Genomic DNA, 15,250 nt, shown 5'->3' on the forward strand with positions numbered 1-15,250 from the left:
TACGTGACCTCCTCCTCCGACCTCGACGCCCAGCAGGCCGACCCGATCGGTGACATCACCGCCGAACGGGACGCCGTGCTGGACCAGTTGGCCCGGCAGTCGGCCGGACACCCGGGGACGCCCGCCCTGTGCGGGTACGCCGGCGAGCTGAGCCACCGGCTCTACCTGCTGCGGCGGGACGACGGCCGGGACGAGGAACTCGCCCTGGCCGTCGAGGCGTTCGAGCACGCCTTCCGCAGCCCCGGGGGCGATCCGCCGTGGGCGTCCTGGCGGATCCGGTTCGGGCATCTGCGGGCCGTGCAGTACGAGGACGGCGGCGACCGGCAACTGCTGGAGCAGGCGTGGCAGTTGCTGGTCGAAGGCGTCACCGGCGTCACCGGCGTCACCGGTGTCGGCGGCGTTGAGGGCGTTGAGGGCGTTGAGGGTGTTGACGGCGCCGACGGCGCCGCGGGGCCGTTCGTCGGCGACCCCGGCTTCGCGTGGGAGCGGGAGTGGGGCCGGCATCTGCTCGCCCTCTGCGCCAAGCTCCGCTACCTCGCCGCACCCGACTCCGCCGAGCTGCTCGACGAGGCCCGGCGCCGGCACGCGGACGCCCTGGAGCATGCCGAGCCGGGCAGCGAGGAGGAGGCCGACCTGCGGGCCGGGGCCGGCTTCCTGCTCCTGCAACGGGCCCTGCAGTTCGGCGACATCGACGCCGCGGACGCATCGGCCCGCCACTACCGCGCCCTCCTCGACACCGCCCCGCCCGCCGACATCCCCCACCTGCGCCACAGCCTGGGCCTCGCCACCCTGGTGCACGGCCGCGCACGGGCCGACCGCGAGCGGCTGGAGGAGGCCCGGGACGCCTTCGACACCGCCCTCACCGAGGCCCGCCGGGCGGGCGGCCCCGAACCCGACTGGGCGTTCGAGGCCGAGGTCAACGCCCTCTTCGTACGCGCCCTGATCTGGTCCACCTGGCAGGACCTCGGCCACTGCCTGGCCGCCGAGGTCGAGGTGCGCCGCCTGCTGGAACGGCCCGGCGCCGAGGAGCAGCTGCTGCCGCAGTACCTGGACCTGTTCGGGCGGCTGCTCTACGAGCGGGCCGCGGCCCGCGACGACCCCGCGGGCCGGGACCGCGGCATCGCCCTGCTGCGCCGCGCCCTCGACACCTGGGTGCCGGACCGCGACGGCGACCTCACCGCCACCGCGCTGTTCCTCGCCCTCTTCCAGCAGGCCCGCCACCACGACGACCCCGACCCCGCCCGCGCCCAGGACGTGCTGCGCGCCGCCGCCCTCGTCCTGGACGCCGGAGACGATCCGCACCATCTCGCCCAGACCGCCCGCATGCTCGACGGCTGGGCCCGCTTCACCCTCGCCGACCACGGTGTCCTCACCGAGACCGACGGACGGCCCGAAGGGCTCGACCTCGAACAGCTCAAGCAGAGCATGGGAGCCCTTCTGGAGGACTTCCGCGAGGGCCGGGCCTTCGTCGACTTCGGGGAGGAGGAGTTCCTGCGCGGCATGGGCCGGGACGTGGCCGGACAGCACCGCCGCATCCAGGGCTTCGAACAGGCCCTCGCCCGGCTGCGCTCCCTCGGACCGGACGACCCCGGCCGGGCCGAACTCGCCGCGCTGATGCTGTGCAACCTCACCCTGGTGGACCCGGAGGGCACCTACGTCACCGCGGAGCACCGGCGCGAGCTGAGCGAGGCGGTGCTCCAGCGGGCGGAGTGCGACCCGGCCTGGCGGGGCCGGGCCCATGCCGTCAGCGGAGTCGCCCGGCTGCACCAGGAGATGAGCGCCGGCTCCACCGCGGGGCTCGACGAGGTGCTCGCCGACCTCGACCGGGCGGAGGCCGTCGGCGGCCTCGGCGACGACCACAGTCACGGCCTGGCCCTCGCCCGGTTCGTCGCCCAGAGCCACCGCGGCCAGACCGGCGGCGCCGACGACGACATGGAGGCCGGCGCCGCCACCTGGCGCCGGCTGCGCTCCGACCCCGCCCTGCCCGCCCATCTGCGCACCCTGATGGACCTCCAGCAGGCGGGCTTCGACGCGCACGCCGCCATCCGGCGCGGCGACCTGGCCGAGGCCGACCGGCTCATCGCCGAGCTCACCGAGGGACACGCCGCGCTCGGCGACGAGGAACCCTCCCGCATCGAGATCCTCACCCACCTGGAGAACACCCGCGCCGGCCGCGACAACCTCGCCCAGCACCTCGGCGTGCCCCCGCTGCCCCCGTTCCGGGCCCGGCCGAGCGCGTCCGAACTGCGCCGCCAGGCGAAGCGGCTGCCCCGCGACCACCGTGCCTGGGTGCTCGGCGACAACGGCATGACCCGCTTCGTGCAGGCCGCCACCCAGCAGGACGGGCCCGGGATCTCGGCGGCCATCGGCCTGCTCCGGGAGGCCCACGAGCTGTGCGAGCCGGGCGGCGACCGCCGGCTGCGCTACGCCAACGGACTGGGCATCGCCCACTGCGCGCTGTCCGAGCTGGAGTTCGACCGGGTGCGCCGCAGAGAACGTCTGGCCAAGGGCATCGCCCTGCTGGAGGGTGCCTTCGCGGAGACCGGCGGCCCCGAGCACCGCCTCTACGCCGACACCGGCCTCGCGCTCGCCCGCGCCCGCCGCGCCCGCGACGACCTGCACCGCCGCGACCGGGACGGCGCCCGCGCCACGGGCCTGGAGTCGCTGCGCGGCCACGCCTGGGCCGCGCTGCTGCAGTCCGGCACCGACCATGCGACGGTCGCCGCCGCGCAGGCCACCCGGGCGGCACTGGAGGTGGCCGGCTGGTGCCTGCGCGACGACGAACCCGAGCAGGCCCTCCAGGCCCTGGACGCCTGCCGGGGGCTGGTCCTGCACGCGGCCCTCACCTCCGCGACCGTCCCCGACCTGCTCACCGCCACCGGCCACACGGAGCTGGCGGAGCAGTGGCGGGCCACCGGAGCCGACACGGCCGAACAGCCCGCCGACCCGCTCACCGCCGTCCGGACCCCGCTCGCCGTCCCCAGCACCCTGCGCCGCCGCGTCCTGGCCGCCCTCGGCGGCACCCACCAGGCCCGGCTCCTCGACCCGCCCGCCCCCGCCGAGATCGCCGAGGCCCTGCGCACCCTCACCAAGGACGCCCTGGTCTACCTGGTGCCGAGCACGGAGGACACCCCGGGCACCGCCCTGGTCGTCACATCGAAGGGCACGGTGCACGCCGTACCCCTGCCGACCCTGACGGAGGACGCGGCGCCGCTGAAGGAGTACGGCCCCGCGGCCGGGCCGTCCCGCGAGGCCGGTCCCCGCGACCTCGGACCCGTCCCCGGATGGCGCCCCGCCGCCCCGGACTCGCTGCGCGCCCAGCTCGACCGGCTGTGCGGCTGGGCCTGGTACGCGGCGGTCAAGCCCCTGCTGGAGGCCTTCGAGATGCCCGCCGGGCGGATGCCCAGGCTGGTGCTGGTCCCCATGGGGAAGCTGGGTCTGGTGCCCTGGCACGCGGCCTGGCAGGAGGGCGGCCCGCGCGGTCGGCAGTACGCACTGCAGGCCGCCGAGATGTCGTACGCCGCCTCGGCCCGCCTGCTGTGCCAGGTGGCCGCCCGGCCCGCCGCCGAGCACACCGGCGCCGCCCTGATCGTCGGCAACCCCACCGGCGACCTGCGGCACGCGGGCGAGGAGGCCGACGCCGTCCAGCGCGCCTTCTACCCAGGGGCCCGCTTCCTCGGCCGCCGCACCACCGGTCCCACCGACGGCCCCGGCACCCCGGACGAGGTGCTGCGCTGGCTGCGCGAGACGCCCGAGGACGGGGGAGTGCTGCACCTCGCCTGCCACGCCTCCGTCGCCGCGAACACCCGCCGCAGCGCCTATCTCTCCCTGGACGACGGCCAGTTGGCGGCCGAGGAGATCACCGGCGCGGGCGGCGACCGGCTCGGCCTCGTCCTGCTGGCCGCCTGCCGCAGTCATGTCTCGGGCCGGGGCCACAACGAGGCCTACACCCTCGCCACCGCCTTCCTCGCGGCCGGCGCCCGCTCGGTCGTCGGCTCGCTGTGGCCGGTCCCGGACGAGGCGACCTCGGTCCTGATGTTCCTCACCCACCACTTCCTGCGCACCGACGGCGAACCCCCGGCGCGGGCCCTGCGCCGGGCCCAGCTCTGGATGCTCAACCCCGGACGCGAACTACCGCCCGGCCTGCCGCGGTTCCTCGCCGAGCGGGCCCGCCGCATCGACCCGCACGACCTGAGCGCCTGGGCCGGCTTCACCCACTTGGGCCACTGACGCCCGTCCCCGGGTCCGGCACCCGTGTGCGCAGCGGCACGGTCAGCGCCGTCCAGCGGCCCGCCGCGCCCACCACCGGACCCAGGTCCCGGGGCCCGGTGACCCGGTCCCAGGCGGGCAGCTGGAACGGCAGCGTGTTCAACTCCCGGTCGGCGACGATCAGTTTCAGCCAGTCCCGGACCTCGGCCCCCGGCACGGCGGCCCGGGACGCGGGCAGCGACAGCTGCACCGGGTCGCCGTCCAGCGCATGGCCCGTACGGCCGGGTCCGACGAAGTGACCCGGGAAGAGCGCCGAACCGGACGCATACCCGTCGGTCAGATCCAGCAGCACGCACCACAGGGTCCGGTCGGCCGAGCGGTTGTGCAGGCGGATCGACACCCGCGGCGGGCGCAGACCGCTGCCGTAGGCGCAGACGATCTCACCCGAGGCGTCCGGCCGCAGCGGCTCGCCCCCGCCCCACGGGACGATCTCCAGCTCCACCAGACCGTCCAGCAGCGAGGGCCGCGGGGCGAGGTCGCGCAGCTGGTGCCAGCGGGTGAGGTGGGCCAGGCAGTCCGCGACCCGCCCGGCGTCTCCCGGCCCCCCGAACGGCAGCGGCGCCGTGAACTCCGTGCCGTCGCGCCGCAGGACGGACGCCCGCCCGTCCCGCACCCGCACCCGGAAGTGCAGCCCGTGCGCCTGCTCGGGCCCCTCCACCAGCCGTACCAGCGGCCCGAGTCCGCCCGCCAGCCACCGTACGTCCCGCGGGGAGCCGTCCACGGTCGCACTGGCCGGCTCCAGCGCGACCTGCGACAGCGCCACCGGATACACCCGCTCCGGCTCCGGCTCCCAGTCCACCGGCGCGACCAGCGTGCGCGCGGCCGACACCTCCACCGCCCGCACGGCACCCCGGCCCGGACCCTCCTCCAGCGCCGCGAACGTGGTGTCCTGCGCCTGCGCACCGCCCTCCCGCAGCCCGTGCACGGCACCGCAGTCCACCTCCCAGCCGTCGGCGCCGTACCGCAGCAGGTGCGGGCCCGCCGTCCGGGCCGTACCGCCCAGCAGCGGCCGGTCCGCCGCGCCGCCCGGCAGGTCCGGGTAGAGCACCGGATGCTGGGTGCTGCCCGCCCGCTGCACCCGCGCCGCGGCCCCCGCCAGCAGCTCCCGGCAGGTGGCGCCGGGCCCGGCCGCCCGTACCGCGCCGGCCAGCGCATGCGTGAACGCCCCGTGCCGGCGCCCCTCGAACCAGCCCTCGTACGACGGCTCGTCCAGCCGGCTCGCCGCCAGCAGCACATGCCGGGGCGGCCCGCCGGGCCCGCGCACCTGCGGCCCGCCCAGGTCCCAGCCGGGCCGGGGCGGCGCGTACCGCGCGGTCAGCTCCGCCTCCCGCGTCGCACCGCCCGAGTGGCAGCAGTCCAGCACCGCCGTCACCTGCGCGCCGCCCGCCGCGACCCGGTCCAGCAGCGCGCCCAGCCGCTTGTCGAGCAGCGGCCCGTCCACGCACACCAGCGCCTGGTTCAGGCCCGTCGCCTCGATCAGCAGATCGTCGCCGGTGGCGGCCTCCTGGGTGCCGTGCCCCGAGAACCAGAGCAGCGCGCAGTCCCCGGGACCGGCCGAGCCCAGGTGCCGCAGCACGGCGTCCGTGACGGCGTCCACGGTCGCCTCGTCGTTCAGCAGAACGGTGATGTCGGCCTGTCCGCCGGCCAGCTCCGTCAGCAGCCCGCGCGCCTCGGTGACGTCGTTCACGCAGCCGCCGAGCGCACCCGCCACGGACGCCGGATAGTCGTCGATGCCCACCAGGAGCGCCTTGATCCTCCCCATGGAGGAGAGTCTGCCACTGTCACGTGGTGGTCAATACGGCGTACCGGGATGCACTCTTGACGTGACGTCACTAACCTTCACCTTCCGTGCATCGCACAACCGCTCACCACCCATGACTCTCGGGGGACACATGGGGAACACCGAACGGCCGCGCCGGATCGTGCGGCCGGCACCACAGGGCCCGGGCGCTCAGCCGGGCCTGGGCGCACAGAGGGCCTCCGCGCCCGCGAACCCGGCACCCGGCGCCGTACGCCGCGCGCTGTACACACCGCGCTCCCGCGAGCTGCTGGACGCGGTCGGCCGGCTCGACGCCGGACTCGACGAGCAGGCCTGCCGGTCACTGGCCGACTGGCTGCGCGAGCAGTACACGACCGCCTACGGCTCGGTGCCGCTCGGCTACGTCGCCCGCTGCCACCTGGGCCCGCCCTACGTCGACCACCAGCTCAGCCTCCTCGGCGTCATCGTCCGGCACTTCTCCGCCGCCGAGCCCATGCCCGAGCCGTTCTCGGCCGCCCGCATGCTCGCCCGCTCCGGCGGCTACGCCTGTGTCGAGGTCTACGACGACGGCCTGATCCTGCCCGTCCTGGACGACGGCACCGTCGTCCGCCCCTGACTTCCGCCCCCTGATCCCCACCCCTGCCCGCTCACCCCGCAGCACGCGAACGGAGTTCCGCATGTCCGAGGTCGACCTCGCGCTGCACCGCAAGGTGCAGGAAGTCAGCAACCTCGTCATCAGACTCAGCGAACAGGTCGGCTCCGTCTCCGGCCAGGTCTCCACCGTCGAGGCAAACCAGCACCACACCCGCACCGAACTCCAGCAGCTGCGCGACGAGTTCCTCGCCTTCGTCCGGCAGGCCGAGGCCACCGCCAACGTGCAGCGCGCCGAGACCCGCATCGGGGTCATCGAGGACAAGATCGATCACGAGTTCGGCCACCACAAGACGGTCCGCCGCACCGCGGTCGGCATGCTCCAGGCCTTCGACGTCGGCCTGGTCTCCGAGGAGAACGTCCGGATGGTCAGCGACCAGCTGATGATCCAGACCCCGCGCTACTGGCTCGCGCCGGCCCTGGTGGCCCTCGCCTCCTGGTCCGCGGACGACCGCACCCTGTGCGACCGCGCCGTCGACGAGGCGTTCCGCCGCTCGCCCGACCGCACCTCCCTGTTCTTCGCGCTCGTCCTGCGCCGCCAGGGCCGCTCCGAGGCGGCGGTGCGCTGGCTGCGGCACTACCTCCTCGCCCAGGACCCGGCCGCGCTCGGCCGCGAGTTCGCGGTCATCCTGGAGGCCATCGCCCAGGGCGCCTTCGGACTCGTCGGCCGCGAACTGCTCGACCGCACCCTCGCCGAGTGGCGCGCCCAGCTGATGGACAGCGCCGACGCCCAGGCCCGGCAGGTCCGGCGCTGGCGCGACGAGCTGGAGTCCCTGCGCGGCCCCTCCCAGGCCGCGGAGTTCCCGCGCCTGGCCGCCCTGTCCCCGCAGTGGGTCACCCTCGACGGCGTGCTCTCCTCCGCGCGCGGCCAGCAGCCCCTGCTGGACAAGTACCGGGCCGTCATGGAGCGGGAGTTCCGGCCGTCCGAGCGCATCGAGGACGCCGTCGACGACATCCTCGACCGGCTCGTCTCCGAGTACGACAACGAGGAGCTGCCGCTCCGCCGCGACCTAGCCTTCAACCAGGCGGTGGTCGACCACGACGGCGACCTCGGCGTGGCCCGCACGTCCGCCGACGCGGACTCGGCGTCGTACGAGGAGACCCTCGACTACCTCACCGTGCAGACCACCGCGGCGCTCAACCCGCAGGCCATCGGCACCTCGCCGGCCACCCAGCGGCTCTCCGTCGCGGCCTGCCACGAGTGGTTCCAGCAGGCGCACGCCGGCCACACCCGCGACTACCGGGCGGCCGTACCGCAGGACGTCCAGGCCCAGTTCGCCACCACGCACACGGTGGGTTCGCAGCTCTTCCAACTGCCCACCTGGGTCGGTTCGTTCACCCAGCCGCTGGCGTCCCTGGAGAAGTCCCTGAGCGACCACTGGGACCACTACACCCGCCCCTTCGTGGACGGGCTCGCCTTCCCGTGGCTGAAGAAGGCGGCCCCGCTCGCCGGTGTTGTCGCGGCCATCCTCCTCTTCCTGGTCGGCAGCTGGCCCGTCTTCGCGATCGGCGCCGCGGCGATCGTCGCCCTGGTCTGGGGCCTGATCCTGCGCAACCAGGCCCAGACGGCGGCACGCGCCCAGGCCGCGGCCCGCGAGCTGCTGGAGCGGGCCAGGACGGAGTCCCTGCACCAGCTGCGCGGCGCCTCGGCCGAACTCACCGACTGGTACGAGAAGTTCACCGCCGCCGACCGGGTGGAGGCCAAGGTGCGGGAGCTGATCGCCACGCTGCCGACGGCGGGTGGCGGCGCCTCCCCGTACGAGGGACGCACGGTACGCAAGGAGACCCCGGCCGAGCCGTCGCCCCGCGAACGGCCGGCAGGCGATCCGCAGGCGAAGGAGACCTCGGGCGAGCCCCGGACGGCCTCGTCCGAACCCCGGACGACCTCGTCCGAACCCCGGACGACCTCGTCCGAACCCCAGGAGACCCCGCTCGAGGCCAAGGAGGACAGCGCCCGATGAGCACCCCACCGCCGCCCGCCCACCAGCCCGACCCCACCGCGCCGGCGCCCGGCACAGCCGCGGACCAGCGCTCCCGGGCGGCCACGGGCGCGCAGCCCGCAGCCACGGTGCCGGCGCAGGGCGCCACCGCCGTCCCGCCGTCGTCCCCGTGGGCCGCGGCCTCTCAGCCCGCCACGGCCCCGCAGCCCGCCACGGCCCCGCAGCCCGCCACGGCCCCGCAGCCCGCCACGGCCCCGCAGCCCGGCGCCGCCCCTCAGCCGGCGACGGCCCCGCAGCCCGGCGTCGTCTCCCGGCCCGCGACGGCCTCCGTCCCCGGCGCGGGCGCAGCGCAGGCCGCCTCCCCCTGGGCCGCCTCCGCCGACGCCGGCCGTGCGCAGGGCTCGCCGTGGGCGGCTCAGCGCCGCCCGCAGCAGGAACGGATCACCAGCAGGCTCCGCAAGGTCGTCGAGGGGCTGCCCGACTGGGAGCCGCTGCCGCCCGGCGAGACCTTCGTACGCCGGCCGGGCAGCACCGCATGAGCGGGCTGTGGGGCGACGGCGGCCCGTTCCAGGCCTGGGTCGATTTCCTGCGCCGCTGGTCCGCCCTGGAGCCGGTCGACCCCGCCGGCCTGCCCGCCCTCCCCGAGGAGCAGTGGGACGACGACACCTGGGCCCGGCTGGGCGAGCACCTCGGTGCCGCCCTGGGCGCCCGGCTCACCGCCTGGGCCGCCCATCTGGTCCGCGCCCTGAACGAGGCCAGGGACGAGTTCTCCTACGGTCGTGAACTCGCCCAGGCCCGCACCGGCCTGCACACGATCCGGGCCCTGGCCGCCCACCCCGGCCTGCCGGAGGACCTGCGCACCGCGCTCACCGGGATCGTCGACGGCCAGATCACCCAGGTGCAGGGCCAGCTGGAGCAGAGCCTGGACGACGAGGCCCGGCGCGGCGCCGATCCCCGCCTGGTGGAGCGCCGCCGCCGCACCCTGCGGGACAACGCGCTGACCGCGACGCTCACCGCACCGCCGCACGGCGGCGTGCCGAACGCGGGCGGCTGGTCGTACGACCCGGCGGCCCCGCCGAGACGGCGCATCGTGCCCGGCTGAGGCGACCGACCGAGGGGCGCTCCGCCGCTGCCCCGCCGCCCGCACCCCACCCTCCCAGAAGGCCCGAACCCCGAATGTCGAACTACGCCGAGAGCCTCAGCCACCTCGACAGCTACATCTCCGCCCGCGTCCCGGTCATCGCGATGCGCACCATCGAACAGCAGCGCGCCCTGCGCCTGCTGCGCGAGGCGGCCACCCAGTCCCGGCGCAGCAGCATGCCGTTCTGGATCTACACCCGGGCCACCGGCCTGCGCGACCTGCGCAGCAACGCGGCCGTGCAGGACGACCGTTCGCTGGCCGGGGCGATGGACTTCGCCGCCGCCCAGTTCGGCAGCCGGGCCAACGCCACCGTCGTCTTCGTCGACCCCGACGAACTGGAGTCGGACACCCCGGTCACCCGTCACTTCGCCGAACTGGCCCGGCTGGCCGACAGCAACATGGGCAGCATCGTCCTGATCACGGACACCCCCATCTGGAGCGGCCTGCAGCGCCTCGGCATGAGCCTGCGCCTGGACCTGCCCGACTCCGAGGAGATGTACGGCATCCTCAGCGGCTTCCTCGGCGACCACCACGGCCACATCCCCATCGAGTGGACCGAGGAGGACGCCCGCCGCGCGGCCGAGTTCCTGAGCGGCGTCACCGAGGCCGAGTGCGTCAACCTGATGGCGACCATCGCCGCCAAGGGTGCCATCCGCCGCGAGGACGTCCTCGGCCTCGCCCAGGCCAAGGACCGCATCTTCAGCGACCTCACCGGGCTGGAACGGGTCCACCTCAAGCAGAGCGACTACGCCATCGGAGGCCTGACCGGCCTGCGTACCTGGCTGGAACGCAAGCACGACATGATCTCCCGTGACCTGCGCCACACCGCCCTGCGCCCGCCCCGCGGCGTCCTGCTGGTCGGCGTACCCGGCTGCGGGAAGTCGCTGTCGGCCAAGGCGATCGCCCACGACTGGCAGTTGCCCCTGTACCGGCTGGACATGGCCAGCATCCACGGCAAGTACCTCGGCGAGTCCGAGGGCCGCTTCCGCGAGGCGCTGGCGATGGCCGACCGGGTCGCCCCCTGCGTCCTGTGGATCGACGAGATCGAGAAGGGCCTGGCGGGCCGCGACGACATGTCCGGCGTGCCGCAGCGGATCATCGGCCAGTTCCTGTACTGGCTCCAGGAGTCCCAGTCCCGCGCGTTCGTCGTGGCCACGGCCAACGACATCCGCAGCCTGCCCCCCGAGCTGCTCCGCAAGGGCCGCTTCGACGAACTCTTCTTCGTGGACCTGCCCGACGCCCACGACCGCAAGGAGATCATCCGCATCTACCACCACCGCTACCTCCAGGCCGAGCCCACTGCCGAGCAGCTCGACCGTCTGGTCGACCTCTCCGAGGGCTTCGCCGGTTCCGACCTGGAGGCCGCGCTGCACGACGTGGGCGAGGAGGCGGTGCGCCGCGGCGGCTTCGACCGGCTGAAGGACTCCTACGTCATGGACACCTTCGCCCAGGTACGCCCGCTCAGCGTCAGCAACCCCGAGCAGATCGAGGAGATCCGCGCCTGGGGCCGCGAGCGCGCGGTGCCGGCGGGCCGGGCGGCGGTGACGCCGGTACCGGGGGACGGGGGCCGCACCCGCAGGATCGTCTTCATGGACGAGTGACCGGAGCCGACCGGCCGGCACCCCGATGCCGTGACCAGGGTCAACCCATGTGCCGGGTGGTCCGACTGGTTCCGGCACAGGAATGTCGTCCATACTTCCGCCGTGGAGCAGCGCATAGGATCGAGCAGCAAGCCCCTGGAGGGCGAGCCCGTCAAGGGCGCCGGATTCGACCCGGCCTTCATCCCCGGGCTCACCGCGCCCGCGAAGGCCGAGCCGCAGGACGCGGAGCCGACGGCGGAGGCGGAGCAGCCGTCGGCGCCGGAGCCCGCCGAGGAGCCGGAGGCGCACGCCGCCGACGCCTCGGCCGAGCCGGAGGAAGCGGAGGCGGCGCCCGAGGACGGCCCCGTCTTCGAGGCCTCCGACCGCCGCGCCAGGTTCGTCGCCGACCACCGCGGGATCCGTCTGAGCCTGGACGAGGAGAAGTGCGAGTTCCGCTGGGAGGAGATCGCGGCGGTCGAGACGGAGTCCCCCCGCTTCGGCAAGCGCTTCACCATCACGGTGCACACCCCTGAACGCCGCTGGTACCCGATCGAGATCGAGGCCACGGCCAGGGCGCGCTTCAAGGAGTGGGAGTCGGAGCTGGACGCGGTCCTGGACGCGTACTTCGAGGAGGCCTAGCTGCAGTACTGGGCGGCCTTCCCGATCGCCCGGTACATGCAGTCGGCGTTCTCCAGCAGCTGCAGCACCGCATCCTTGTTCCGGGACGTCTCCCGCTCGATGACCTCGTCGGGCGGGTAGAACCCGCCCTCGAACGCGGACGTCGGATACATCTCGAAGGTGTAGTCGAAGATCTTCTGTGTACCCCACAGATAGTCGTCGATCGATCCGTCGGTGATGTACAGATCACTCGACTGCTCGGCGGTGTACCCGTTGCTGGCGGCCATCTTCTGCCCCACGGCCTTGAACGCCGCGGCGTCGTCCGCGGTCATCCCGGCAGCCGTGTCCGCGTACGTCCACCCGAACGGCCACAGCACCAGCTCGCTGTAGGTGTGGAAGTCGATCCCGGCCCTGATCTGCTGCCTGCCCCCGACGACCCGGCTGCGCACGAAGTCGGCGACGACCTTCACCTCGGGCGCGGACTCGGCGGCCGAGCCACGGTACGTCTCGGACGACTTCGAGCCCGAGGACCCGCCACAGCAGCCCCACTTGTAGTTCCAGTTCCGGTTGAGGTCGGTCCCGACGTACGAGGAACCGGAGTTGGGCTGCCAGTTCTTGCGCCACGACCGGTACGACCCGGTGGCGATGTCGTACTCCCCGCCGTCCGGATTCAGATCGGGGACGATCCAGATCTCCCTGCTGTCGACGAGGCCGGTGATCCGGGGGTCGCTCCCGTACCCGGCGCCCAGCTCCCGCAGCAGATACAGCGCCATCTCGACGGTCAGGTGCTCACGGGCGTGCTGGTGTGCGGTGAAGAGGACCTCGGGCTCGTCCTCGTCGGTGCCCACGTTGTCGCTGACCTTGATGGCGACGATGTCCCGGCCCTCGTACGACTTCCCGATCACCCGCTTGCTCATGATGTCCGGGTGGGCGGCCAGCCGCTGGTCGATCTCGGCGTTCATCTCGGCGTAGTTGTGGTACTTCGAGTCGGCACCGGGGAAGTCGTACGGCCGGGTACCGGAGCGCCGGGGTGCCGCGCCCAACGGACTCACCTCATAGCCGAGTTGACGCAGCCTCCTGATCTGCCCGGCCCGTCCCGAGACGACGACGGTCTCCTCGTCGGCCTCGTCGACGGTGACGCCGGCCTGCTGAATGGCCGTACGGGTCACGGGAGTGGTGCTCCGATGGATCTCGTACTGCAGGATGCCGTCGCCGAAGGCCGCGGTCCTGCGGGCGCTGTCGGCGGCGGCATGCGGGGCGGTGGCCGCCACGGGGGCGGCGAGCGCGAGGGCCAGCAGCGTGCCGAGGACAGCGGTACGTCTGCTGCCGCGCGCGCCGGAGCCGCGGATGCGGAGTCGCATGAATTCTCCTTGAGTCTCCAGGGATTCCGGGGTCACCGCGGGGGTCGCCCGGACGTGGGGAGTGGAGCTGGGGGAGCTGGGGGGTGTTTCAGTGCGACGGTGCGGGGCTGGCGCTCATGGTGAAGGCTTGGCATGGCCGGGTCAAGAGTGTGCCAAGGTGTCACCATCGGAAAGCAGCCGCGGCCACCGGCTGTTCGCGTGGGTGCTCAGTGCGGGGCCGGCCGGAGTCGACCGATGCGGCCGGGACCGCCGGCGAGCAGGTCCTCGTGACCGGGGTGATGCTGCCGCCCGCAGTACGCAGTCGTGCCGGAGAAGGCGGCCTCACCCGCCGAGACGCACAGGGCGGCGCCTCACTTGAAGGGAACGGTGAGCCAGGGGCTCTCGGGGTCGGACATCAGGAGCCGGTGGAGGTCGGCCATGTCCGTGTACCACTCCCCGAACTCCTCGTCGTCGAAGTGCAGACAGCGCCCGAGGATGTACCCGGCGGCGAAGTCCTGCCAGGACTTGTACGACCGTGCGGCGGCCCGGCCCGCCTCGACGACGGCGGACTCGGCCTCCTTCAGCGAGCAGTACCGGGATGCCAGCCCCCAGCGGGCCATGCCGGAGGCCCGGCCGAAGTTCCAGGCGTCCACGGAAGTGACGAACCGGTTCTCGTCGAGGATCCCGTCGGCCCGGAAGCGCGCCTCGTACCGGGTGATGCGCCCTACGAGATGCTGCACACCCTTGATCCGCGCCTCGGTCTCCGCCTCCGGGGCGGCGGGGGTGCTGGTCACCCCGTCCGGGGTGATGACGGTCTCGCCGCCCGCACGGGCCCGCAGCACCCGGGCGACCATGTCACGCCAGTAGGCGGTGTCGACATGGCCGCCGAAGTCCCGGGCGATGGTGCGGCGCAGCCCGAGGGCGAACTCCCAGACTTGGTTGGCGCCGTCGGGGTCGAGCAGGGCGCTCTGCTGCTCCCTCCACTCCTCCCGGCCGGTGACGCCCCACCACTCCCGGAGCGCCCTGCGCTCCCCCGGATAGCCGTTGCCGTGATGCGCCATGGCGTTCCAGGGGAACCCGTAGCGCACGATCAGCAGCGCACCGCAGGCCAGCCCCTGGGCGACAGATCCCTCCAGGGGCCCGCCGACCCGGAGCGTGCGCACCCTTGCGCGGTTCAGCGGACCCTGCGCCTTGTACTGCGCCCACGCGGCGGAGTGCGGGGGAGCGGAGGGCAGGAACGCCTCGCACGGACTGCCCGGATTGACCACGATCATGGACGGATCGCTCGGCTCCCACACCCGGGCGAACCACCCGAGGCTCTGCCAGTCCAGCACCCGGTGCGGGTCCGGCGCGGGCAGCATCCCCTCCGTGTACACGGCCCAGATCCGGCCTCCGGCGACCCGGGGGTCGTGTCCGAAGACGGGAATGGTCCTGCCCCGTTCGGCATCCGCCCCGTCGCGCCGTATCTCGAAGTACAGACGGCAGTCCGCGAGCGTACCGAAGTAGGCGGCCCAGTCCTCACGCGACTTGGCCTCGAAGAGGTCCTGCTCGACGGAGGTCGGCGCAGTCCAGGCGGGCGGAGCCGGGGCGGGCGGAGCCGACGGCGGCGGGGTGGAGGCCGACGGGGGCGGGGTGGAGGCCGGTGGAATCGACGGGGCCGGGGTGGAGCCCGGCGGATCCGAAGGGGGTGGTGTCGCAGGCCCGAACCCTGCGGGTGGCGGACCGAACGACATGTTTGCCCTTTTCAACTTATGGCCGACTGAGGCAACTTGCTTTGTGTGGTCATGTTATGAGGCGCGGGGGCGGTGGCTTCGGCGGGGTGGGGTATACGGCGCCGTGTCCACCACAACGGTGCCGGAGGGGGCCGTGTCCACGACAGCGGTGCCGGAGGGGGCCGTGTCCACGACAGCGGTGCCGGAGGGGGCCGTGTCCACGACAGCGGTGCCGGAGGG

At 74.0% G+C, this 15,250-nt stretch carries 10 protein-coding genes; 7 read left to right on the forward strand and 3 right to left on the reverse strand.

The genetic code is table 11. The features are described 5' to 3' along the window. The first annotated feature begins 3 nt into the window (after positions 1-3). The gene (locus ACZ7P3_RS21665; protein ID WP_472084009.1) at positions 4-4,230 is read left to right on the forward strand and encodes a CHAT domain-containing protein; all 4,227 of its coding nucleotides are present in this window, start codon (positions 4-6) and stop codon (positions 4,228-4,230) included. Here ACZ7P3_RS21665 and ACZ7P3_RS21670 read toward each other — a convergent pair. Then, positions 4,211-6,031 (reverse strand): caspase family protein, encoded by a 1,821-nt coding sequence (locus ACZ7P3_RS21670; protein WP_472084011.1) that lies wholly within the window; start codon positions 6,029-6,031, stop codon positions 4,211-4,213. The genes ACZ7P3_RS21665 and ACZ7P3_RS21670 overlap by 20 nt on opposite strands. 130 nt (positions 6,032-6,161) lie before the next feature. Here ACZ7P3_RS21670 and ACZ7P3_RS21675 point away from each other — a divergent pair, with 130 nt between their 5' ends. From ACZ7P3_RS21675 to ACZ7P3_RS21700, 6 genes are all read left to right on the forward strand, one after another. Next, positions 6,162-6,644: a hypothetical protein gene (locus tag ACZ7P3_RS21675; RefSeq protein ID WP_472084013.1), complete on the forward strand. Its 483-nt coding sequence runs from the start codon at positions 6,162-6,164 to the stop codon at positions 6,642-6,644. A gap of 61 nt (positions 6,645-6,705) precedes the next feature. Continuing rightward, positions 6,706-8,640, forward strand: a complete 1,935-nt coding sequence (locus ACZ7P3_RS21680) for a hypothetical protein (RefSeq protein WP_472084015.1) — start codon at positions 6,706-6,708, stop codon at positions 8,638-8,640. Next, positions 8,637-9,158: a hypothetical protein gene (locus ACZ7P3_RS21685; RefSeq protein WP_472084017.1), complete on the forward strand. Its 522-nt coding sequence runs from the start codon at positions 8,637-8,639 to the stop codon at positions 9,156-9,158. The genes ACZ7P3_RS21680 and ACZ7P3_RS21685 overlap by 4 nt, the downstream gene beginning before the upstream one ends. Then, positions 9,155-9,721, forward strand: a complete 567-nt coding sequence (locus ACZ7P3_RS21690) for a hypothetical protein (RefSeq protein WP_472084019.1) — start codon at positions 9,155-9,157, stop codon at positions 9,719-9,721. Before ACZ7P3_RS21685 ends, ACZ7P3_RS21690 begins: the two co-directional genes overlap by 4 nt. Positions 9,722-9,795: 74 nt before the next feature. Further along, positions 9,796-11,361: an AAA family ATPase gene (locus ACZ7P3_RS21695; protein WP_472084021.1), complete on the forward strand. Its 1,566-nt coding sequence runs from the start codon at positions 9,796-9,798 to the stop codon at positions 11,359-11,361. Positions 11,362-11,463: 102 nt separating this feature from the next. Then, positions 11,464-11,979 carry a hypothetical protein gene (locus tag ACZ7P3_RS21700; protein ID WP_472084023.1) on the forward strand — a complete coding sequence of 172 codons (516 nt, stop codon included), beginning with the start codon at positions 11,464-11,466 and terminating at the stop codon, positions 11,977-11,979. On the opposite strand, the gene ACZ7P3_RS21705 is transcribed toward ACZ7P3_RS21700, so the two are convergent. Both ACZ7P3_RS21705 and ACZ7P3_RS21710 read right to left on the reverse strand, forming a co-directional pair. Continuing rightward, a complete protein-coding gene (locus tag ACZ7P3_RS21705) occupies positions 11,976-13,319 on the reverse strand; it encodes a M14 family metallopeptidase (protein ID WP_472084025.1) in 1,344 nt (447 codons plus the stop codon). The two genes, ACZ7P3_RS21700 and ACZ7P3_RS21705, sit on opposite strands and share 4 nt — an antisense overlap. Before the next feature lie 350 nt (positions 13,320-13,669). After that, on the reverse strand, positions 13,670-15,031 hold the full coding sequence (locus ACZ7P3_RS21710; protein WP_472084027.1) for a DUF1266 domain-containing protein: 1,362 nt from the start codon (positions 15,029-15,031) through the stop codon (positions 13,670-13,672). Between the last annotated feature and the right edge of the window lie 219 nt (positions 15,032-15,250).

The organism is Streptomyces sp. NPDC107581, from assembly GCF_055657175.1.